Here is a 24,089-nt window from a genome sequence, read left to right as displayed (position 1 = left end):
ACCTTTCCTTCAATATCTACCGAAGGCCTAAACTGTCGATTTGAGATAGGATATTCCCATTGCCATGACACCGTAAATAGGTTCTTTCTTTGCTGTTTCCAATTGAACCAACGGGGTGAATTCGATGAGTTTTTGGACTAATGTATTACCAACAAGGTCTTCGTTTTGCAAAACACCACCCTGTAAGATCATTTTAAAAGGTTTATCTTCAAACTTCAATTGTTTTATTACTGCACGGACACAGAGAAATAATTCATTACTGGCAGCAGTAAGGATAGTTTCTGCTACGTTATCTCCCTCCAGTGCGGCCAAGCTCACTAAACGAGAGAGTTCACTTAATTTCCCCACTGAATAATCAGAACTATATATCCAATTGAATAATTCTTCCTCATTGTTGATACCCAAGTGGGGAAATATCCACTTCCCCATTCTTGTGGTTTCACTTCTCCCGTCATATGCCTTAAGAATAGCCATCACCGCTTGCTTGCCTATCCAATAGCCGCTTCCCTCATCACCGACCCGATGTCCCCATCCACCAGATCTCGCTGTTTCCCCCTGCCCATTGATGCCGAACACGATAGACCCAGTTCCGGCAATGACGAGTATACCGGGCTCTCCAGCAGTTGCCCCTAATAATGCTGCAAATCCGTCATTATCCACAACTAAATGCTGCACTTGAATATGCAAGTACTCTAGAACCTCGTTCACCAAACCCATAATAATTTGCCGATCATAAGCTGTATCCAATCCGGCAAGACCAAACACGGCGCACTCAATTTCAATGTTCGAATACTTCGTGAAATCTTCAGAACCTCGCCCTAAATCCACAATCGCCTCTTGAATTCCATGAATTAATTCCCTTACAGCTGTGTCCCTGCCGATTCCTTGATAGTTACAAGAACCACCTTTTCCTTGCCCTAGCATATTGCCCTCTAAATCTACGAATACAGCAAAGCATTTGGTGCCTCCCCCGTCAATTGCAAGTAAAGGAATTTTAAGAGTTTCCATCAGACATCGCCCCACTCAAGAATCACTTTATCTAGCTGTGCAAGAGCATGTTGATTCTTCTCACAAGCTTTTTGCAGCCATTGAAGATGAGACGCTCGCTGATTATTCCGGTCTTCAATCATTCGCTTCATTTCTTTAGAACTCGGCCCCCCTGGTAAAGAACGAATGGTAACAAAATGAACAGGATCCAGTGCCTTACGAAGCATATCCTCCTGTAAAGTTACATCCCGGTTAATAACTTGCTGAGCAATTTCATTAACTAAAGGCAAGGTAATCTCATTGGCAGCCAGTCCTTCGGATATCGCCTTTTTAACAACCCCGCTGACAATATGATGTGCCTTTCTAAAAGATAAATCATCCGTTCTTACTAATGTATCCGCAAGCTCCGTGATAGTTGCAAAGCTTTTCTTTGTGCGCTCGAGGAGAGCTTCTTTGTTTACTTCCATCGTTCCGATGACCGCAGCTAACAGACGATACATTTTATCCATAATTTCCATGCTTTTCCATGCGTATGGCTGCATATCGTCTTCGGTATCTACAATATCCCCAAATGGTGTATTATGAATCATCGTCAAAACAGTGTTAGTATTTCCTACGCAGCTAGATAATAACGCACGCATATGCTCTAATGAAACAGGGTTTCTTTTTTGAGGCATAATGGAGCTGATTTGAACGTAAGGGGCTGCTACCTTTAATACAGCAAATTCTTGCGTACACCATAATAAAAAATCCTGTACAACCCGTCCTAAATTAATGGCAGCCAGTTGAATCGTCGTAGCCACTTCACCCAGATAATCGGCTCCGCCTATCGCATCATACGAGTTCTCAATGAGCTCATCAAATGCCAACAATTCCATCATTTTTTCACGGCTAACGGCAAAACCCGATGTCGTCAGCGCCGCAGCGCCCATGCTGCTTCGATTACAATTATTGTAGGCCGCCACCATACGTCGAATATCCCTATTTAAGGAGTCTACTACTGCCATTATATAATGAGCCATTGTCGTAGGCTGTGCTTGTTGCGTATGGGTATATCCAATCATCAACGTCTCCACATGATCCTCTGCAAACAAAAGCAGGTGCTCCTTTAAATAAAGGGCAGACGAAAGAGTAGTTAAAAGCTTCTCTCTCAGTACCATCCGATAGATAGAAATCCCCATGTCATTTCGGCTTCTTGCCAGATGCAGATTGCCGGCAACATCACCTGCAAGTTCCAGCATTTGGTGCTCCACTTGAAAAAATAGGTCCTCAAATTGTCCTGTATAGCTGGAGCTGCGCAATTCCTCCAGATTTATCCCTAGGATCGCTTTAGCTATTTGCTTGGCATCCTCTTCCGTGATTAAGCCTTGTTCCACCAGCATGATTAAATGAGCCTTATTGATTGCCATCATAGGGCCTAATAAATGTTCCTTCGCTTCATTGAATGCGGGCTCCAATACAACTTCTGTATAGGTTTTGCCAGGAAAGGAGGTTCCTTCCGTATTCATCAAATTTTCACGATATCCCATGCTGACTATCATCCTCTCCGTTTTTCCCTTTTCTCATTTCAAGCCAATTTTTTATTAAAAGATTCATATTTTTCACAGCTTCTTCCACAATGAATTGACCCGCCTCCAGAGAAGTCTGCTGGATTCTCCCTGTATAGCCATCCCAGTTTTGCGGCGTCCCTTCCACCAATACATAAGGCAAGGAAGATAAAGGAGGGCATGAATCTAACTCCGAATCTGATTCCTGTACGGAAACCAATTCCGGACAAAAGACTTTTACGGCAGACATTTCGTAGGGACCACCGTGCCCTCTCCCCGTTGTTCCTTGAAAAATACCCACTTGCTCCGAAAATTGAATCGTTGCCATCTGCCACCAGTTGATTAAAAGAAAGCTTGCATCTCTATATTTGCCAGTAACCGCCTCTGCAACCGTTCGGGAGGGACCCATATTAGCATCATGGGCATTTAACAAAACGATATTCCGTATACCCAACTGACAAATCCCCTCTACGATGTCTGACAAATAGTCAATAAAGACAGATGGACGGACAGATAACGTACCTGAATAGTCTTTGGTTTTTCCGGGACAAGCCGTGTATGCAATCGTAGGATATACTAAAGGCCGGAGTACGGGATCAATCCGTTCTGCAAAACCATTTGCTAATATAATGTCCGTTCCCAATGGGGAGTGTGGGCCGTGGTATTCCACAGAACCTAAAGGAACCACCGCAAATTGAATCTCATCAACAAACCTATCGATATCTCGCCCGTGAACGTTTATTATATTCATGACCCTTGATCCCCCATCTTGGTAAAGTTAGAGGACCCTTAGAGGGTCCTCCAATGACTTGGTTACTGCTTTTGACTAATCATATTGACGAACAACCGGATGGAACCAGGCACAAGATTTGGAATTTCGCGATACCAAACCAGCGAACTGTAGGTATAAATTCCTTTGCCATAAGGTGCTGTTAAGAAGGTACCTGTAAATTCTTTTTCACCTGGATCTCCGTTAGAAATAAGCTCCGTATACTCGCTGCCCCATTGGTCTGGATTGTACGCGGAACGGTCTTGAATCCAGCCATCCCAATCTTCAGCCGTAATCTTGTTAGGGGTATTGAACATAGGACTGTCAGGCGCCAACATGGTAACTTTGGAGCTTTCATCCGTTACACGCCATTTAATCAGCGGTTCTCCAATCTTGATAGGGAATGGAGCCAGATTCGGAGTCCACTTGTCTTCCGGCTTATGATATTGAACAACAAGGTTCCCGCCATTTTCAACATAGCTGAGCAATCTTTGGTTGCTTGGGATTAACTCCGGACGGAACGCATAGGCGCGTATACCGAGAACAATAGTATTGTATTGTGATAAATCTCCAAACTGGATATCCTTCGCTTCCAGCTTAACAACATCTATGCCCAATTGACGTAAATACTGATCAATGTTGTCAAATCCACTGGATACATAACCCACTTTCAGGTTTTTAGGAACAGAAAGATTGAAAGCCTGGATTTTTAGCTCCGCAGGTTGAATCAGGTATGTTTTTCCGATGTGCGGATATTCAATAACTTGAGCTCCTTCTGTACTTACGATGTCCCCGTTCTTAGCGACCGCCGATACTGTGTATTTACCTACTGCTACTTCCGAAGAAGCTTTTACCGAGAACGACACAGACTTTGTCTCGCCCTTAGATGCGAAGCTTAGCTCTTCTACTGCTGGTTCAACCGACCATCCTTCGGGTACATTCAATGAAATCGACGCTTTAGATGCACCCGGCGTATAATTGCGAACCGTAACCTTCACCGGAACGGGTTCATCGCTTTTCAGTGTATTCAATACGGTTGCGCTCGGACTTAAAGACATCGAATACGCAGGAAGAATGGCAACCGCAGTTTGTGGGACTACTTTAAGCTTGGTTGACGTACCAAAAGCTTCGTAGGTTACATTTGCACTTAGAATCGAAGCATCATAAGGCTTAAACTCTGCAGCATTTTTAGGTATGGTCACCTCATAAGTCGTAGAAACCGTCTGATTGTACTTCAATTGATCAAAGCTTGCTGAACCTGTCGGTTTCGCTGTCCAGCCCTCAGGAACATTCAGATTCATGTTTATTTTGTTTAATTCAACTGAACCGCCGCTATAGGCAGTAACAACCACCTTCGTAGTCTGACCCGCTACTAATTCGCCAGTAGCAGGCTTAACTTTAGCAACTACAGAGGCAGCTTCCATACTGGCTTTATTCAACTGCTCCTCTTTGACATGAAGTCGATATAAGAGGTCCTCTTTTGTTACTTCTTGCAAATCAGATGCAGTTACATCCGTCAAAGCTGCTTGCAGATCTGCTTTCATTTCATGCACTTCACGTGTCACTTTAGCAAAATTAGGATAGGCTGCAATCACTTCATCCGCATCTTTTTGAAGGGATCTTAAATCTTTGGTAACTTTGTTATCCTTGCCCTTCGTTTCGACCTCTTTGGCCAAATCTTCGAAAGAATAAGCTATGCCATCAAAGAAATCCTTTTCTTTATCCGCTGATTTTGCAGTAGTCGCTGTTGCTCCTAGCTTGTAGTAGCTTCCCGAGGGACCTTCATCATAAAGCCTTCCCATACCTTGGCTCTTATGCATAAACCGGGATTCTTCCCCAAGCTGCAAGTAAGAAGCCCCATAGATTTCATCGTAATCGCCGGTAGGAACGAGTACGTTGTAATCTTTGTTGTCAGCCGGCAGATAAAGCTTCTTTACTTGCCAAGGCTGAAGACCCTTTTTGAGATGTTCCGGAAATATTGTCGGATCGGCGGCGTCCTTAAACGCACGAACGGTTATGACGTTGATGGCTCTATGATGCCCGTGCGTAGATTCCTCGTTTAAGAATGCAGGAATGATGACGTCGGGACGCATTTCACGTATTTTACGAATTAATCTTTCGTATACTACGGAATCACCCCACTTTGCCAATGTTTCATCCGGACTTTTGGAAAATCCGAAGTCAAAAATTGCATCATTGATTTCTTCACTCAGCATGCCTAAAGTAACATTGGTAACTTTCGAGGCTTCTTGCAATTCGCGAGTTCTGATCATCCCTAAGGCGTTCCCCAATTCGCTGCCTATTTCATTTTGCCCGCCTTCCCCACGATTAGCAATAACGCTGAAGGTATTGACACCTTTTCCTAAGGAAAGATAGGCCAGCGTTGCACTGTGTTCGTCATCCGGGTGGGCCCCCGTATTCATGGCGCTTGCAATAGTTGTTAGCGGTTTGATCGACTTCCACAAATCAGCAATTCCTCGATCCGCATAGACAGGCTGAGCTGCTACCAAAGGAAATACTAGAGTTCCTGTCATTGCCACACTCAGGGCAACCTTAAACCATTTTGGGGTCGATATCCTTGTTTCCATCTAACTCCTCCTCTAGTCAATCTAATGTTATTCATCTGCAGGAAATGGCCATTTCCCGCTCTATATCATGACGTGGATGTGAACTCCTTAGCTTTTACTTATAAAGCAAGCTGCCTAGGAAAACTCTTAGGATGTTCCCACGATATGACCAACATTTTACAATGCTGTACCAGCTTTATCACCCGTGATTTTTCTGGAGATGAAGAGAACAATGATGATGAGGGTAATTTGCAATACGCCATATGCACAGGCTGTGCCAAACTCAAAGGAATACATTCGTTGAAATATTTCAACCGAAATGGGTGTAGTTTTCCTAGTGAATAAGAGAATAGAGGCGACAAATTCGCCAATGCCTTGAACGAAGGCCAACAACGCCCCAGCTAGTATTCCGCTTAAGGCCATCGGAAACACGATCCGGCGGAAGCTATACCACCAGGAAGCACCCAAGTTACGAGCCGCTTCTTCCACTGAGTTATCCATTTGCATCAAAGTGGCTGACGTGGAACGAAACACTAAGGGCAAATGACGAACGAAATAGGCAAGCGGCAGCATCCAGAAACTTCCTATTAATACTTGGTTAAAGGTGAATACTGTGGGCTCACTGAATGCCGTGATCAAGTTCACGCCTACCACCGTTCCCGGCAAAGCCCACGGGAGCATAATCAACACATCAAGCAGTGATTTGCCTTTAAATTTCATCCTCACCATGGCGTAAGCGGCAGCCACGCCAAAGATAATATTTCCAACCGTTGCGATTGAGCTCATTTTAAAGCTGTTGGCAATTGGACGCCAGGTCTTACTGTCGGTAAACAACTCCACATAGTGCTTAAATGTATATTCCGGAGGAAGAATCTGCGTTGTCCAGGTTCCGTCCGTCGAGAACGATATTAGCACCAGAACTAGAATAGGCAGAAGCAGAATAACAACACCAAGGAAAGAGAGAACCATTGCAGCATATTTTCCTAACGCGCTTTTCACTTCAGTTCGGTGAACACTTATCCCTTTACTCAAGTTCTGATAATTGCGCAACGCTTGATACCAGCGCATAACCATCAAAAACACGATGGAGACCACCGACAAAATAGTCGATTGCGAAGCAGCCATGTCTAAATTTCCATTCGTTCTAGATAAGTAAATTTGCATCGTCATCGTACGCTCAATTCCAAAAATAAGCGGGGCGGTATAAGATGCCATTGAGACCATAAATACGAGCAAGGATGAAGCAACCATAGCAGGTGTCAGCATCGGCAGAATAACTCGCCGCCAGACATACAACCGGCCAGCCCCAAGACTTGCAGCGGCTTCCTCTAACGAAGGGTCAAGTCCTTTGATGGCTGACGAAGCTGTCATATAGAAATAAGTGTACATCGTGAAGGTATGGACCATGAGAACGCCCCAAATACCCTTTAGGGAAAAAGGAACATGTTCCAGATCTAACAACAGCTTTAAGGACCGGGGAATAATTCCACTCTCCCCATACAGAAAGGTAAAGGATAGCACGCCAACCAAAGGCGGAAGCGCCATGGGCACCATAGCTAGAACGGTAAGCACCTTACGTCCCGGAAACTCATAGCGTTCCAGCAAGAAAGCCATCGTGACACCTACGATTGCACATGTAATTACACTTAGAACAGATATATAAATACTCGTCCACAGGGCTTCCAGGTTGGATGTGTGTTCCAAACTAAAGAATCTAGCGTAATTTTTCAAGGAGAAATGATCTTCCACCTGTATACTTTGAACAAAGGTCTGGAATAAGGGATAAACCACATAAGCCAAAAGCACCAGAAATAAAGGAGCTACCAAAACGTAGACGAAATGTCGTGATCTCGTTATAGCAGTCCAACGATGAATAGGCTCGATTGACGGTGATTTCACAATTGGTTTCACGCTCGTCCTCCCACCTATTCTATGAAATAGATGCTTTCTTTCGGAATAAAAAAGGAGATCTCTTCTCCGCCATGGCGAACTTGATGCCCTTGATTAACGAACATGGCTTTCAGTTGAACAGGTCCAATTTGAGTTATGTAATTTACACTTACTCCTGTAAATTCAGAAATCGCCACTTTCCCCTTCACTACATTTTGCTGATTTAGTTCTTCGGAATGTACTTCAACGACCGATTCCGGGCGAATAGAGGTGGTGATGCGCGCACCTTCTTCTATTGTACATGTAGGTGATGCATGGTCGATCCGACCACGTAATAACAATTCTGGCGCAAAACGCACAAGTACTTCGTGACCCTCGATTCGTTCCACTATTCCATCCCATAAATTGGATTCACCAATAAACGATGCGACAAAACTATTCACCGGTTTATTATATATTTGTTCTGGACTTCCTATTTGTTGGACAACTCCGCCCTGCATAACCATGATTCGGTCAGACATCGACATCGCCTCAGACTGATCGTGGGTTACATAGATCGTTGTTATTCCAAGTTCCAGTTGAAGTCTCTTAATTTCCAATCTCGTTTCTTCTCTTAACTTAGCATCTAAATTCGATAATGGTTCATCTAGCAGTAGAATTTGCGGCTCAATAACAAGAGCCCTAGCCAATGCAACTCGCTGCTGCTGGCCGCCTGATAACTGATCGATCCTACGATTACCAAATCCTTCTAAGCGCACTTGTTTTTGCGCGCGCTCAACCCTTTCAATCATTTCCGGCTTTGAAACTTTTCTCACCTGAAGACCAAATGCAATGTTTTCGAATACAGTCAGATGGGGAAATAATGCATAGTTCTGAAACACCATTCCGGTATTACGCTTATTGGGGGGCAAATTTGTTACATCCTTATTGCCAAAAAGAATACGTCCAGCACTAGGAAAATAAAATCCAGCTATCATACGAAGTGTTGTCGTCTTTCCACAGCCGCTGGGCCCCAAAAACGTAAAAAATTCGCCAGGTTTAATCTGAATATGAACGTCTGACACTCCCTTAACATTTCCAAACTGTTTACTAACATTATCCAATGTTACATCAATCAAGCACGCTTCCCCCTTTCATGAATGACCCGGCGGAGGGGTCCCTCCGCCAGGATGTTAATTATTTGGAGCCTTTCCCTTTGATGCTTTCATCCCAATACTGCATCCATTCTTTCTCTTTATCCGCCATTACCTTCCAATCAATTTGCATAGGCTTTAACTCTAATCCCTTTAACCAAGCGGGAAGTGTAGTTATATCCGTACGGGTAGGAATTTGGAACAATTTCTCCGCCAATTCTGTACGCAGGTTGCTCTCAAAGAGGAATTCATAGAATTTCTTAGCAGCATCCATGTTTTTAGCGCCTTTGACAACACCCACGCCGTCTACCAGAATAGGAGCGCCACTAGTTGGATAAATAAAGTCAAATGGTTGTTTCTGCAATTCCTTTTGAATCATGATGTCCTGTAAATTCCAAAGCGACAGCGTACCTTCTTCACGTGCTAATTTCAGATACAAGTTAGTTGGATCCTGTGCATATTCCTTCGTATTAGCATCTAGCTTTTTCAACCATTCATAGCCCTTCTTGGGATCAGCAGGGTCTTGACGGAATATCATCGAGGAATAGATCGTTCTCATCGTACCAGAAGCTAATACACCTCGGATAATAATTTTCCCTTTATATTTGGGATCCAATAGATCGTCCCAATCCTTAGGTGCGTCTTCTTTCTTCATCGCTTTCGAATTGTACATGATGACTTCTGGCAGAAGCATTTCGCCATACCAGCGGTCCTGGGCATCTTTATAAAGGGCAGGCACTTTATCGGCAAAGCTAGGTTTTACACTTTCTAAAAGACCCTCATTGGCCGCCGTCATAAGTCCCGATTGCGTACCTCCCCACCAAAAGTCGGCTTGAGCGTTCGCTTTTTCACCACGCACCCGCTCTAAAATTTGTTGGGCTCCCATAGTAAGTACCTCAGCTTCGACCTCCGGGTGTTTCGCCTTAAACTTAGGCATAATTTCATCTACCACATTCTTATCCCTTGCCGTGTAAATGACGAGCTTTTGTTTCTCCGCAGGTTTCTCAGAAGGTTTCTGAGATTCCACTGCCGGCTTTACCGAAGCAGGATTCTGAGTGCTACTGGGGACCGAGCCGCCACAAGCTGTTACTGTCAAAGCCACGGTACTAAGAACCAAACCTGTCAACCATGCTGAACTCTTTTTTGATAATTTCTTCATATCTTAACTCCTCCTTTTTAATTTCACTTCTGGATTTAGCGTGGATGGCAGCGCTTCCAATACACTGTGAATTGCCCCAATGATCCCTGCTTGATCTCCTAAACTGGCCATCTTTAGCTGGGGAACTAAAGGAACCAAATCGGTTAGCATTTGATGAATCGTAAGGACTCCGTCAGCACCGATATGTATCATTTCTCCACTAAGAACGAATAATCCAGGATCCATCACACTTGCTATATTGGCTATTCCATAGGCCCAATGTTTATAGATGTCATCGAGAAGCGACTGCGCATCGACATCCCCTTGACTTGCTTGAGTTACGAGCTGTTTAATAACACTAGTACCTTCATCCATCGACTTAAGGAGCAATTTCGCTTTCTCTCGGATTGCTGTTACAGAGTAATTGTTTTCAAACGCCCCATACTCCCCTTGGGCTCGATTTCGAATAGGCCCAATGATCATATAACCGATTTCCCCGCTAGCTTCCCTAACGCCCCGGTATAACTGCCCATCAATTACAATTCCAGCACCAATACCGGTGCCCACATACATATAAACCAGATTTGGAAAGTTCTTGCCTACTCCTTTATGGAATTCACCAAGGGTCATTAAATTGACATCGTTATCTATAATAACGGGTAAACCTAACCGATCTTCAATTTCCTTCTGCACAGGTAGGCCCATCCATCCTGTACTAGGTGAATAACTTACCGTACCCTCTCTACGCTGTGTAATCCCAGGTAGACCCAAACCGATTCCGAGCAGCCTGCTTTTATTAAATCCGCTTTGTGTCAACAACGCCGCAAGCCCTCTCTCAACACTTTCGATGGTTCCTTGCCCATCCTTCTGATGAGATAAAAGAGTCTTGTATTGAAATAACACTTCACCTTTTAAATCAGCAATTGCTAATTGTAAGGTACTCCCTTCGAACACAGCACCAACCACACCGTAAGCTTGGAAGTTGTATTCCAATAAGATTGGCTTTCTGCCTCCTTTAGACTCCCCTACTCCAACTTCACGAATTATTCCTTCTTGAATCATTTCATCAACTAATGAGGAAACACAAGGTCGACTTAACTCAGTCAATTTTGCCAAGTCTGCTCTAGACATCCTCGTTCTCTCTTTCAATTGATGAAGTATGCCTTCCCGGTTAATTTGTTTAACCAACTTGGTATTGCCTGTTTGACCGCGTCCTATCAATTGGATATTTCACCCCCTTAATTAGTTATAATGATTAACAAAGTCATCTTGCTTGAATTATAAGTTAAAGGCTTTTAAAGTGTCAACCATAATTTCCCTTTTTATCCACCCCCCGCAAACTCCATCCTCGTTATTTATTTTATTTATAAATCGTGTTTGTTTACTCTTGTAACAAATCCACTCATCCAAATAACCTTCTGCCTGCATGTCCTCGATTGGTCTTACAGGTTTAAGAGCAATGAAATATTTTTGATAAAAATCAGGATGCAGTTTATTGTTGACTATTTTACTAAGCTATCAGGGTACGTAACCTCTGAAAATGAGTCAATACGTTGATTTTGTCCGTCTGATTGCTTAAACCTCATAATAAGAGCGCCTCCTTAATGGTGTTGGGGATTACCCGTCAACAAACCCATCATACTGAGGCGCTCCTTTTTTGACAAAGCCAATTTCTTAGCGATTACGAATTTTGTCGATGGCATTCTTCCATAACGGCAATTTGTTGGCGCACTTGTGATGGTGTAACTTCGAGCGCTTTCCCATGTACGATCGTATTATAAATCATGTTATAAAAGCTTTGGGCCATCGAGTGGAATAAATCTTTCCCATGTTCGGCGGGGATATCCCAGCTTTCTTCATACCACTTTAGTTGTTCACGGCAATAAGCCGGTTCATTTTTTTCATTTACTAAAGGAGCTGTGATTAATTTCAACTCTCCCGCTTCCTCCTGCTTGAAATATTTCCAATCCAGATGTGTTGTGCTCCCATTGATTCCGCCTCTGGTTCCCTGGACATTATAGGTAAAACTCGGATATGCACAGCAAGAGGAAATTTCCACATCAATAACAGGACGTCCATGGCCGTGCAAGATCACTTTCACGTAGTCCTCGGCATCTCCAGCCGTGTTCGCGCGATCCATGATAGAAGTAATATGCGGCATCTCCTCGCTTCCAAAAAATTGGAGAGCCTGATCTACAGGATGTGGTCCCGTATTTAAGAGATTACCTCCGTCATTAGCTCGCAAAGTCTGCCAATCCCATCTTCTAGCAAAATTGTTATAGGCTATACTGACCTGAACCACTCTGCCTATCACGTCAGATTCGATAATTTCCTGTACTTTACGATAGGCGGGTGCATACCGGGATTGCTGATAGACAGCAAGTAATTTTCCTGTTCTCTTTGCAGTGTCAATCAGAATGTCCACCTCTGCCGCCGTTCGGGCAAGTGGCTTCTCAGACAGTACATTAAATCCATTCTCCAAAATTTCTTTGGATATTGCAAAATGATAGTTACTAGGGGAAGCATTAATGATTAAATCCAGGTCATTTCTCTTAAACAAATCATGGTAATCATGATATATATCACAATTCAGCTCTTTTTTGGCTCTTTCCAGTCGCTCCTCCAACATGTCAGCTACCGCAACAATTTCATATTGCTCCTTCATTTGACTTAAGGAATGGGCGTGTATATCACGGCCGCTGCGTCCTTGGCCAATAATAGCAACTCTGATCTTTTTCATATCGTTACTACCGATGCTAATTTGCGCATATATTGTACATACTGGGGAAAAGCAATTTCTGGGTTTTCCAATTCAGGATGCCATTTTTTCTCCCATTCTAAGGTGAAATAACCTTGATATCCTTCACGAATTAATAACTTATAGATTTTTTTCAGCGGAATATCGCCTTCTCCAGTTAAACAGTATTGGAAGTCTTCTCCCCCGTTTTCTCCGATACGCGAGTCTTTCACATGTGTGTATTCGATCCATTGTCCCAATGTCTTCCAGCTATCCTCAGGTTGTTCTCCCACTATGCGGTAAGGATGGTGCACATCCCACAGTACCCCGACTGCTTCGGTATCGACTTGCTCCATCACCATTTTCATATTTGCGCAAGATATCCAATCATCATGCGTTTCAATCAAAAGCTTGACACCGTGTGCCTTAGCGATTTTTGCCATTTCACTTACATGCTTAACGACCTTATGAACAGCCGTTTCCAGAGTTGCATCGCTAATTTGGCCACCAAACACACGAATGTAACGAGTTCCGAAAATTCTGCAAAGCTTCGCGAATTCGGTGATCTCCTGCATATTTTTTTCGAAGTTTTCCTCTGAGAATAAATGGACGGAGCTGGAAAAGCAAGAAACATGCAATCCGGCATCCGTGATTTTACGAAGTGTTTGTTCAACCTGCTCGGAAAATTCCGGAAGCTTGTAGATATTCATTTCGCCGGTTAAACCTCTAAAGTCAATTGCGTCAAATCCATTTTCTGTCGCGCTGGAAATAATTTTGTCTAAGGGCCACTCGGGGCACCCTAACGTGGTAAAAGATAATTTCATATAGGTTCACTCCAATTTGTTAAAATATTATAACCGCTTTTCCATCGCTTGCTGGGATACGTTATCCTTCTTAGCTCGCTCCGAAGGAACATGTTGTCACTATCAAACTTCCACTAATGTTCCTTCATATTTATAATTCCTGAATCTTGGATTGATTCCGTGAAGCATCAACCCTTGTCCCCAGTTTACATGTTTATCATTCGTCGGCAGATCCTCCGGATCACGAACCTGGACAAGTATATTTCTACGCGTCCGGTCGCTGCGGTTTATCGGTGATCCATGAATCGTTAGATAGTTAAAAAATAACACATCGCCCGGTTCAGCTATGCATGGAATTCCGCTTTCAATCGGATATTCTTTATGATTCAAATAGTAGCTTCCTACGTGAGGTAAAGGCCCCTGTTTATGGGAGCGCGGTATGACATGCAAACAACCATTTTCCTCATTGGTATGATCCAAATGGATGCTTGCCAGCATCATACTGTGCTTGCTGTGCGGGAAATATGGATAATCCTGATGCATGGGGAAGGCAGCACCTTTTTCCGGAGGTTTGACCATCATTTTGGTATGGTGCAGCTGGACATTCTCACCAATCAATTTGGTGAAAATCGTGATCAAATTCCATTGCGTTATCATGCGCATAAATTGGGCGTCATGATATTGAACATCATGGAAGCCTTTAAGCACCAGCTTCTTTAATTCTTCCGGAGGCAGATAGTCTCCCGACCAAGCGTGGCTTCGGTCGAATTTAGAGGCAGCCGCCCTCTTCAGGAACGTATCTACCGATTCACGGAACGTTTCAACTTCCTCAGCGTTATATACACCTTTCACCAGTAAGTAACCATTCTCATGATAAAACTTCACTTGGTCCTCAGAAATCATACAAATTCCTCGTTTCAAATATAATTTGGCCTATTGCTCATCCCTTCACTGCGCCTACCATAACCCCTTTGGTAAAGTATTTTTGCAAGAAAGGATACACCACAATGATAGGCAATGTGGCTATAATGATGGTGCAATATTTAATAATTTCGCTAACGGCCTCTTTGTCGGACCCGCTTGACCCTGTGATCATACTGTCGGTACTGCTGTTTATCAAAATCTCACGCAAGAAAAGCTGTAACGGATAGGCATCTCGATTTCGCAAATAAATCATGGCGTTAAACCACGAATTCCAATGGGCCACAGAATAAAACAAAATCATTACCGCAATCACCGCTTGCGATAACGGCAGGATGATTTTAAACAAGATTGTAAGATCACTGGCTCCATCAATGCGTGCGGATTCTTCCAAACTATCCGGGATCGCCGCAAACGCGGTTCTCATGATAATCAAATTATAGGTGCTAATGGCTCCCGGTAGAATGAGTGCCCACATCGTGTCAAACATGCCAAGACTTCTCACAAGCAAATAGTTAGGAATCAAGCCCCCGCTAAAAAACATGGTAAACACAATCATCATCATTATCGAATCCCGAAGCATGACACCTTTTCTCGATAATACGTAGGCTCCTAGAGCGGTAATAATAACATTGATGCTTGTTCCCACTACAACATAAATTAACGTATTGGTATAGCCCGTGATGATATTGGGATTTTTAAAAACACTGATATAGCCGTCTATATTAAATCCCAAAGGCCAAAGCAACAAACCGGAATGACTTGCCAAACTAGCGGGGTTGCTAAGGGACGCCATAGTAACATATAGAAATGGATAAAGCGTAATTAAAGTTAGAAACAGCAAGAAGCATATATTAAAAAAACCAAAAATAGTTTCCGCTTTGCTTCGCTTTAGATTCAACGGTCATCCCTCCCTACCAAAGACTAGTTTCGTTGACTTTTTTACTGAATTTGTTTGTAGCTACCAAGAGCGCAAAATTGATCACCGAGTTAAATAATCCGACGGCTGCGCTGAAGCTGTAGTTCGCTTCCAGAATCCCTTTGCGATATACATAGGTCGAAATGACATCCGACGTCTCGTAGGTAACCGGATTATATAACAGAAAGATTTTATCAAATCCGACGTTCATCATGCTTCCCATTCTTAAAATAAACAGTATGATTATGGTTGGCATAATCCCCGGCAGTGTAACATGCAGCATTTGCTTAAAACGTCCCGCCCCATCGATCGTAGCCGCTTCGTACAGATCCTGATCGATTCCGGCTAAGGCAGCCAAATAGATAATCGAGCCCCAGCCTACCTCCTGCCAAATATTAGAGCTCACATAGATGGTTCGGAATAATCCGGGCTCCAGCATCATCGTAATTCTTTCCATTCCCATGAAAGCAAGTAAATCATTAATAATCCCGTTTCTTGCCGTAAAATCTACAATTAAACCGCATAAAACCAGGACAGAAATAAAATGCGGCAAATACGTCACTGATTGTACAAACCTTTTAAATACATCATTTTTCCGCACTTCATTTAACAGTAACGCCAAAATGATCGGTGCCGGAAATCCAAAGATAATGTTATATATACTAATTAAAAGGGTATTCGTAAGGATTCTTCCGAAATAGACATCGTTAAAAAAATCGGTGAAATGCTGCATTCCAACCCAAGAGCTCCCCCAAATTCCCTTCATCGGGGAGAAATCTTTAAAAGCTATCGAGGCTCCATACATAGGAATATATTGAAAAATAATGTAGTAGGCGATCACGGGCAAGGCCATGAAATAAATGATTCTGTTTTTATACAAATCTCTTCGAAGTCTATGGACAAAGCCGTCTTGCTTTTTCGTCTGATAGACACTTCTGGAAAGCTTCGCTTCACCAACCGTAATATTCTCCATCGTCCATTCCCCTTTGAGCGAAGAAATTCGCGCAGCATGCATCCAGCTCTGACCTTACCCTTGGGAGGCGATCAGATGCTGGCGCGCTTGCAGCTAAACTATCCAAATCGGTCAAACGTCAAGACTCATTTTCTTGCCATATATCTGTCGTATGCCGCTTGCTGAATTTTGATTGCATCTTCGATTCCCATACCCTTTAATTTGCTCATATAATTATCAAACTCGCTAATAGGTACCTGTCCCATAATCATCTTAGTGAATATCTCATCCCTATACGTATTAACCGCAGAGGTAATGGATGCCATCTTGGTCGATTCCTCGATGGTTGGTGTAACCCCCGGTGGCATGGTTCTATCGTAAGAGCCTGCTTTCCATAAGCCAAGAATTTGCTGCTGTTCAGGTAAGGCCATGCGCTGCTGCCAAATCTCAGGTGTCATGACAAAGGCTAATCCGCCTGATCCTCTGGAATATTTAGATAATGCCTCATCAATCGACAAGCCCTTTGAATTATTAGTAATCTCTGGGAGCAGTTGAGGCGAACCATTCACCATCTTGTAGCTCTCGCCTTCGATACCAAAGGTATTGAGCAGCGATCCTTCAGGACTATAGCCATAGTCCAGCCACATCGCAGCTTCCTTCGCGTACTTACTTTTAGCGGATATCGCTACACCACCGCCACTAGCAACCTTGATTTCATCGACATTAAAATTATATGATTTCGTGCCTTTTACGTAAGGCGGAACCGTTCCCGATAATTTTACCGACGGATCTTTCGCTTTCATCAATTGAACAAATCTTCCGAATGTTCCTGATGTAGATCCCGTCCATGCACCTGCTCGGTTACCCATGACTTTGGTATCAAATTGTTTGGCATCCGTTACTCCAAAATCAGGGTCGATCAAGCCCTCTTTATACCACTTCGCTAAGGTTGTAAGCGCATCTTTATATTCTGGGGTATAAGGTCCATATTTTACTTTATCGCCGTCATGATAAAACCCATAGTTGATCCCCCAAGCCCTGATCCAGTTCTGTAAGTCTCCCGCTCCTCTAGGCGCCAAAGGAATTTCGTCATTTTTGCCGCTGCCGCTAGGATTTTTTGTTTTAAATGCTTTTAACACTTCATACCAATCGTCAATCGTTTCAGGTGACTTTAGCTGCAGTTTTTCCAACCAATCCTGTCGGATCTGCCATCCAAAAGTCTGGAAAGCAGGATTCGGATTAGGGTTTACTTTTGCAAACTGATTCGGTGATTGGGCCTCGGGATAGACATAGATCGTACCATCGTCTGTACGCAACTGTTTATTCGCTTTAGGGTCGGAATTCATAAATGCTTTGAGATTGGGTGAATATTTATCTACCAAATCATTCAGCGGCAAGATGACGCCATCCTTGATCGCTTTATTGGGTCCGCCATTATAATCACCTGTCCAGTTATAATAAATCAGATCAGGTAAATCGCCAGAAGCGACCATAAGATTGAACTGTTCTTTGATCGCTGCCCCATCCATAGATGCAGGATGAATGAACTCGATATGGATCCCTGTCCTTTTTTCCAATTCTTTAAACACAGCAATTTCATTATAATTTTTCATGGTTGCCGCTACTTTGGCATCCATGGGCACAAACATCTTTAAAGTAATAGGTTTACTGACGATAGGCAGCGGGATTGAAGATAGCGTTGCCGTATCATTTTTCTCTGACGAACTTGTTTGCTTCGTAGTATTAGAGGTGCAGCCTGTAAATAAACCTGCAAGTAACACAACAGAAAGGGATAAAGCTGAAACCTTACCGAGCTTACCATTCATAGATCGTTCCCCCTATACATTTTGTGAGTGACCAGAACCTAAGCCTGGGAATAGCTGATATCCATAGCTCCATCCTTTTTAATAGCCTTTTCGTACTTGGATCCTTGGATCAGTTCCTTAAGCTTCTTTTCATATTCGTCTGCATCCATAGGCAGCTTGATGGTTTGATCGATAAACGAAGAAAGCATAATCGCGTTCGCTATGGTTAGTCCGTTGATCCCTTCCGGACCATGCGCGATAAGCTCCCCACCGCCATTTTGTATAGCTTCGATAAATTTTTCTGTCACCACCTGATGCCCTGTAGGCACATTCACGTTCACAGGAATTTCCGTGTACCAGTTTTCAACATTGCCCATCCTGCTTTGTGATTCTTTGATAAAACGAAGCATGGACTCGCGGGTTCGATAAAAAACAATTTTATTATCCTCAAAAATCAGTTTTCCGTACTCTCCCACGATCTCCATCCGGTTTGATCCAGGCGTTTCCGCAGTCGTCACTATAAAATGTCCAACCATCCCGTTTTCATGCTCAAAGTAGGCCGTCACTTCATCTTCAACTTCGATATCATGATATTTGCCAATATGCGCAAAACCATTGATTCGTGTTGGAAGACCGAATAACCACTGGTAGAGATCCAGATTATGCGGACACTGGTTGGTTAAAATCCCTCCGCCTTCTCCAGCCCAAGTTGCACGCCATTCGCCGCTATCGTAGTAAAGCTGAGATCGGAACCACTTGGTATTAATCCAGGTCGCTCTGATTAATTTCCCCAACTCGCCGCCTTCAAGAATGTCTTTGATTTTTTTATGGTAGGGGTAGGTCCTTTCTTGAAACATAATGCCAAACATCAGATTGGGATGTTGTTCCTTGGCACTTTCATAAGCGGCAATCGTTTTTTTGGCATCATTTACATGCACAGCGATAGGTTTCTCACAAAGAACATGGATTCCCTTATTGAAGGCATCGATCGATATAGGCGTATGATCGTAATGGGGAACAGCTATTAATACAGCCTCTATGCCTGATTTGTCAAAAAGCTCCGTATGGTTGTAATAGGCCTTGGTATGATATAGAGCCGCTGCTTTGTCAGCCTTTTCATGTACAACATCACAAACTGCTACGACTTCAACTGTATCCATCTGTGTCAGGTACTTGAGATGGCTGCTTCCCATTCCGCCTAAACCAATTACACCTAATTTCACTTTGCTCATCGGACTCATACAATAACCCTCCCAGTATATTGAAGTGCAGTTTAAGATTTAAACGCGCAGTACAAAGTGGCAGATAAAGAATAAAAGCGCTTACTTGTGCTATTCTAAAATATTACTCGAGATATGTCATAGTTTTTTGTGATTAAAATATCGTTTTTTGTGCATTATCAATGAGAGAGAAACTGGGGTAACCCTTGTGATTGATGCCCATAACGATCATTTTTTCGTATCAAAAAATGCAAATAAAGCAGCCATCTCCATTTGAGATAGGCTGCTTTTTGTCAAACTTATCAATAAAGTCCATATTATCATCAAATACTACAAGGACATTTTCACAATTCTATTATACTCTATTCTTATTGAGACATTTATTGATAAATGATAGAAACCGTGATTCAGAGAGAACACACATGAAGCGCGATTGTTCTAACCAAATTATTGCCTTGTATGCAAAAGGAGTCAGCACGCGAACATCCAAGACCATTTATCTGGCGTCAGTAACACTACAATTCACCTGAACCTTTCAGGTATTTAAAGTGAGGTTATATGGATGATCTTACCTTATGAAAGTATAGACGAATGTATCCGTTATGAACGAAAACTCTATAATCCTAATATATGTAACGTTAACTTTCATTTGCACGAAGAGTTTGAAATTTATTTTTTAATCTCAGGTGATGTGAACTACCTCGTTGAAAAGAACATGTATCCAATAAAATATGGAGATTTAATCATTACAAATAATCAAGAAATCCATAAACCATCCTTTCAAAATGATAAGTTATACGAAAGAATAACGTTACAGTTTGTACCGCATATCGTCCGCACATTTAATTCTCCAAGTCTTGATCTTCTAAGCTGCTTCCTAAACAAACCGAAAGGTCAACAAAACAAGATTACACTTCAACCAAGTCAGATTAAAGAATTTCTGCGTCTTTTTAATCAAATCGAAAATCTTAAACCCAATGCCGGTTATAAGATTTTAAAACTGAATTATCTTGTTGAAGTGTTAGTCTTGATCAATATTATATTTAAAGACGTTAATCGTTCGGAAAACCTTTCTTCTATGCCAGAATTATTAATTTCACTATTGGACTATATTGACATGAATTTGGAAAAAAACCTCACCCTTGAATCTCTTTCTAATAAGTTCTATGTGGATCGATTTTATATGGGGAGAGTTTTTAAGAAATATTTCGGTAGTAACATCCATGAATATATCCTTTTCAAACGAATATCCAAAGCAAAACAAATTCTTTCGGAAGGCTATAGTGTCACAGATACCTGTGAACAATGTGGATTTAATGATTATTCTAATTTTTTGAAAATGTTTAAACGAACCGTTGGTATCTCCCCCGGAAAATATAAGGGTAATTTAGGTAATTTCGACATTGACTGATCCACTTCATCGGGTGCAAATTCAATAACATATTCGGCAAAAAAGGAGAGACTCATCTATCCATGAAATTATCAAGTTCACAATTATTGGCTTTAGAGCATATTACAAAGTACGCAAGGAGCCAAAAAAATGAAGCTGAGCGATCAATTAAGGAAATTCTCCATTTGTCATCCTGAGGCTATCCCTCCGGTCACATTAGACCTTCTAGGACAACCTCTTTGATTGTTTCGATCGCTTAATTAAGACTGAATTTCGTTTACGATTTGACTGAGAGCCTCTTTGATCGGAGTGGTCGGACGACCTAGCAACTTCTGAAAATCACACCTGCCCAAGTCGGATCACCTTCTTCTTGTGTTGGATGTAGTTTAAATCTCCAACTAATCTCGTGAAGGGTAAATCATTCTCTTTAGTATATCTTTTAGTGTATTTTTCTTTTTCTTCAGGATTTCAAATGGTCGCATCATCTCGTAATCTTCATGCTCTAGCATGTGACAATGCCATACAAAACGTCCGGTGAGAGGACCGAAACTCGCGATAAAAGAGGTAACGTTACCGGCGGGAGCACGAATCGTATCTTTAAATCCCCTTTCGTTTGGCTCAGGAGGCGCCGCCTGTCCTGTAAACTTAAGTTTTCCAGTGGCTTTGAAATGAGCAACGTCAAAAGGCTGGCGCTCAAGAATTTGCATGTCAACGATATGTAAATGAATGGGGTGGTCATCCGTTGACATGTTGATTAACCGCCATATCTCAATAGTTCCTAACTCTATTCTCTCGGATATACGATCAATCCACATTTTACCGTCCAGTAAATTTAACGATCTTCCATATTCATCCATCACCCTGATGAGTGTGAGATCTCTTGTTCTGCTAGCCATCTTTCTTGAAAGAAATTCAATTTTCCTTAAATGATCTGGAAGGGAACTGGTGTCTTTGCCTTTTAACGGAACGGTTACTCTGAACTGCATCACATCTGTTGTTTCGGGAGAGGCACCCTCGAAGACATTTTTAAGAACGATCGACTTACCGAAGGATCTAGAAAAATCGACGATCACATCCGCACGCTCGGTAGTTAAAAGGAGGATCTCTTTCATTTTCACTGGTTTCTCCAGTAATCCGCGATCGGTTCCAATTTGATAAAATGGCTGTCCGGAGTCCAGTTTGAATGTCATGGCTCGACTATTGCAGTAGTTTAAAATGCGAAATCGGTATTTTCTCGGTTCCACTTCCACAAAGGGCCATACTTTCCCGTTTACCAAAATCGTGTCTGCATCAAAGGGTGTGACAATCGAGGGATAAGGAAGCCGAGGGTTCTTTTCATCCGGCGAACTAGGGTAATAGAGCGAACCGTCCGGGTTAAACGAGCGATCCTGAATAAAAAGAGGCATTTCATAAATTCCCGTCGGCAGATTCAGAGATTGTTCATGTTTGCAGCGGATGATAAAAAAACCTCCAAGTCCCGCATAATTGTTCAGTCTCGTAATTCCCATTGTGTGGTCATGATAAAATAACGTAGCGGCTTCAAGGTTTGGGTACTCATATACTTCTCTTTCAAACAAAGGTCCTGTTTGTTCAAAATTTCTCGTAAACCAAGCTTCAGGGTACCCATCACTATGGGCTGGCTGTTTTCCTCCGTGAACATGAACAACGGTCCTAACCTCTGGAAGCATTTTATCTGCACCATGAATGGTCGTATCGATGGGGAGAAAATGCTTTGTGGGCAGTTCATTCATCCATTTGACATATGTTGTTTCACCCTTCATCACGTCGAAAGTCGGGCCCGGGTACATTCCGTTGTAGCCCCATAAGCGGGTTGGTTTGAGATCACGATGCAGTTTTTGGGTAAATTCCCTCATAGTCACTTCATAGTACGTGCCTTTTTTGTCTCGCTTGATCGGGGAAATGGTTTCGGGAATCGGCAGTTTATCTACAAATTTTTGAAGTTTTACTTTCACTGGCATATAAATAGAACACCTCCTTAATCTATTCCTTTACAATAAATGATTTAAGAGATGCATCACCAAATAGGCGATGTACTCCAGCTGTGTGGAGCCTTTCCCCCCAAACCCTCCCCCTACAAACTGCACATGCACAACAACTTTTGACTGGTCGACTTGGAAGAAGAGATGAAACAAACATTTAATCATAAACGGATCCTGCGTTGAGGTTTGGATATCAATCAGGCCGCTCGGCATCACTTCTACGATCGAGCAGCGCGGTTCCATAGCGCAATGATCGGATGTGTTGAAGGCATACGAGCCTTCAACCACCACCTCACTTGTCGCCCAGCCTGTCTGCATGTCGCCTTTTCGGATTTTCACATGGTTTCCGATGTTGGTATCTGGAACGGGATACACGGGTCCATATCTCTGGTAGCTCCCCAAGTCCTTGTGAATCAATGGCGCTTCGGGCTGCAAGGCAGCACTAGGGGAATGAACGACGGGAAGCTGTACGAATTCGGCTCGAATAAGCTCTGCCGCCCGCTTCGCTATCTGTTCCGTCTCCGCCACCACTACGGCGATCGTTTCGCCGAAATACCGCACTTTCTTGACCGCAAGGGGGGGGACGATCGGCGAGAAGGCCACCGGTGAGCACAGGAAAATAATCAACAGGACAATTAGACGTTCAAAACGATTCCACGGAGCGTTATTCTACATCATATAGTGAAAAATCATGTCCTATTCTACTCACAGCTTGTCTAAGTAAGTGTAATGTGCTAATAGTCGATAAATACCACTATTTTATAAGAAAAAACCATCAGGGAAGTTCATCCTGACGGTCCTTTTTTAGGTTAAACCTAAATCGTTAGTTTTGTATTCATGTCCACGAACATCTTTAAAATAGCTGACTGTTCACTCCATCTACCTTTTGCAATATTCGTCCTGTACCACTGCTCTTATTTCTCGGTAGCACGATTTTTGCTTCATTCTTCTATTACAAGATCCTTCGCTTCACACCATTCGATAACTAATCTTCTGAAATGCAGCACACATATTTGACTTTACTATAGCAAATGTCCAAGCACCTTAGGAATTAGTTTCATAGAATGATATATCTTGATTGAAAGGGGGAAAAAGTATGAGCTTTGCAGGACTTCATACTTCTACTGCTACGATCTTAGTTCTTTTCATCCTTCTCGTAATTATTTCTCGTATGATTTGGTAATTACAAATGGAACTGTTTTAACAAGTAGCCTAAAAGATAATTTAGGCTACTTGCTTTTTCTCATTTCGTTGCTTACGATAATTACAGAAGCTAGAATAGTCCAATTAATATCAAACTCCTCGCAGGAA

At 42.6% G+C, this 24,089-nt stretch carries 19 protein-coding genes; 2 read left to right on the top strand and 17 right to left on the bottom strand.

What is annotated here, in order from left to right; all coding sequences use genetic code 11:
* Positions 1 to 27: 27 nt before the first annotated feature.
* The 15 genes from BLT91_RS14545 to BLT91_RS14475 form a co-directional block, all read right to left on the bottom strand.
* Entirely contained in the window at positions 28 to 1,008 is a 981-nt protein-coding gene (locus BLT91_RS14545) for an N-acetylglucosamine kinase (protein WP_090822062.1), read from the bottom strand.
* Entirely contained in the window at positions 1,008 to 2,516 is a 1,509-nt protein-coding gene (gene argH / locus BLT91_RS14540; protein WP_090822060.1) for an argininosuccinate lyase, read from the bottom strand. Before argH ends, BLT91_RS14545 begins: the two co-directional genes overlap by 1 nt.
* The gene (locus tag BLT91_RS14535) at positions 2,503 to 3,285 is read right to left on the bottom strand and encodes a creatininase family protein (protein WP_090822058.1); all 783 of its coding nucleotides are present in this window, start codon (positions 3,283 to 3,285) and stop codon (positions 2,503 to 2,505) included. Before BLT91_RS14535 ends, argH begins: the two co-directional genes overlap by 14 nt.
* A 62-nt stretch (positions 3,286 to 3,347) precedes the next feature.
* Positions 3,348 to 5,837, bottom strand: a complete 2,490-nt coding sequence (locus BLT91_RS14530) for an NEW3 domain-containing protein (RefSeq protein WP_254776958.1) — start codon at positions 5,835 to 5,837, stop codon at positions 3,348 to 3,350.
* Between the two features lie 210 nt (positions 5,838 to 6,047).
* Positions 6,048 to 7,769: an ABC transporter permease gene (locus BLT91_RS14525; RefSeq protein ID WP_090822134.1), complete on the bottom strand. Its 1,722-nt coding sequence runs from the start codon at positions 7,767 to 7,769 to the stop codon at positions 6,048 to 6,050.
* Between the two features lie 26 nt (positions 7,770 to 7,795).
* A complete protein-coding gene (locus BLT91_RS14520) occupies positions 7,796 to 8,878 on the bottom strand; it encodes an ABC transporter ATP-binding protein (RefSeq protein WP_090822053.1) in 1,083 nt (360 codons plus the stop codon).
* Positions 8,879 to 8,936: 58 nt separating this feature from the next.
* Entirely contained in the window at positions 8,937 to 10,052 is a 1,116-nt protein-coding gene (locus BLT91_RS14515) for an extracellular solute-binding protein (protein ID WP_090822051.1), read from the bottom strand.
* Between the two features lie 3 nt (positions 10,053 to 10,055).
* Complete coding sequence (locus BLT91_RS14510; RefSeq protein WP_090822049.1) at positions 10,056 to 11,252, bottom strand: ROK family transcriptional regulator; 1,197 nt, start codon at positions 11,250 to 11,252, stop codon at positions 10,056 to 10,058.
* Positions 11,253 to 11,712: 460 nt separating this feature from the next.
* Positions 11,713 to 12,771 (bottom strand): Gfo/Idh/MocA family protein, encoded by a 1,059-nt coding sequence (locus BLT91_RS14505; protein WP_090822047.1) that lies wholly within the window; start codon positions 12,769 to 12,771, stop codon positions 11,713 to 11,715.
* Positions 12,768 to 13,592: a sugar phosphate isomerase/epimerase family protein gene (locus tag BLT91_RS14500; protein ID WP_090822046.1), complete on the bottom strand. Its 825-nt coding sequence runs from the start codon at positions 13,590 to 13,592 to the stop codon at positions 12,768 to 12,770. The genes BLT91_RS14505 and BLT91_RS14500 overlap by 4 nt, the downstream gene beginning before the upstream one ends.
* Before the next feature lie 102 nt (positions 13,593 to 13,694).
* Complete coding sequence (locus BLT91_RS14495) at positions 13,695 to 14,474, bottom strand: phytanoyl-CoA dioxygenase family protein (protein WP_090822044.1); 780 nt, start codon at positions 14,472 to 14,474, stop codon at positions 13,695 to 13,697.
* Between the two features lie 37 nt (positions 14,475 to 14,511).
* Entirely contained in the window at positions 14,512 to 15,393 is an 882-nt protein-coding gene (locus tag BLT91_RS14490) for a carbohydrate ABC transporter permease (RefSeq protein ID WP_090822042.1), read from the bottom strand.
* A gap of 13 nt (positions 15,394 to 15,406) precedes the next feature.
* The gene (locus BLT91_RS14485; protein WP_090822040.1) at positions 15,407 to 16,384 is read right to left on the bottom strand and encodes an ABC transporter permease; all 978 of its coding nucleotides are present in this window, start codon (positions 16,382 to 16,384) and stop codon (positions 15,407 to 15,409) included.
* 125 nt (positions 16,385 to 16,509) lie between these two features.
* Positions 16,510 to 18,189, bottom strand: coding sequence for a type 2 periplasmic-binding domain-containing protein (locus BLT91_RS14480; protein WP_090822038.1), 1,680 nt, complete (start codon positions 18,187 to 18,189; stop codon positions 16,510 to 16,512).
* Between the two features lie 38 nt (positions 18,190 to 18,227).
* Positions 18,228 to 19,409 (bottom strand): Gfo/Idh/MocA family protein, encoded by a 1,182-nt coding sequence (locus BLT91_RS14475; protein WP_090822036.1) that lies wholly within the window; start codon positions 19,407 to 19,409, stop codon positions 18,228 to 18,230.
* 541 nt (positions 19,410 to 19,950) lie between these two features.
* Here BLT91_RS14475 and BLT91_RS14470 point away from each other — a divergent pair.
* On the top strand, positions 19,951 to 20,799 hold the full coding sequence (locus BLT91_RS14470; RefSeq protein ID WP_090822034.1) for an AraC family transcriptional regulator: 849 nt from the start codon (positions 19,951 to 19,953) through the stop codon (positions 20,797 to 20,799).
* Positions 20,800 to 21,176: 377 nt separating this feature from the next.
* Here the strand turns inward: BLT91_RS14470 and BLT91_RS14465 are convergent, their stop codons facing one another.
* Entirely contained in the window at positions 21,177 to 22,757 is a 1,581-nt protein-coding gene (locus tag BLT91_RS14465; RefSeq protein WP_090822032.1) for a multicopper oxidase family protein, read from the bottom strand.
* 30 nt (positions 22,758 to 22,787) lie between these two features.
* On the bottom strand, positions 22,788 to 23,405 hold the full coding sequence (locus BLT91_RS14460) for a molybdopterin cofactor-binding domain-containing protein (RefSeq protein WP_175532305.1): 618 nt from the start codon (positions 23,403 to 23,405) through the stop codon (positions 22,788 to 22,790).
* A gap of 469 nt (positions 23,406 to 23,874) precedes the next feature.
* Between BLT91_RS14460 and BLT91_RS32880 the strand changes: the two genes are divergently transcribed.
* Complete coding sequence (locus BLT91_RS32880; protein ID WP_141224993.1) at positions 23,875 to 23,961, top strand: YjcZ family sporulation protein; 87 nt, start codon at positions 23,875 to 23,877, stop codon at positions 23,959 to 23,961.
* Positions 23,962 to 24,089 lie beyond the last annotated feature (128 nt).

Source organism: Paenibacillus sp. yr247, from assembly GCF_900103825.1.
Taxonomy (GTDB): domain Bacteria; phylum Bacillota; class Bacilli; order Paenibacillales; family NBRC-103111; genus Paenibacillus_E.
This window is presented reverse-complemented; position numbering and strand designations above follow the sequence as displayed.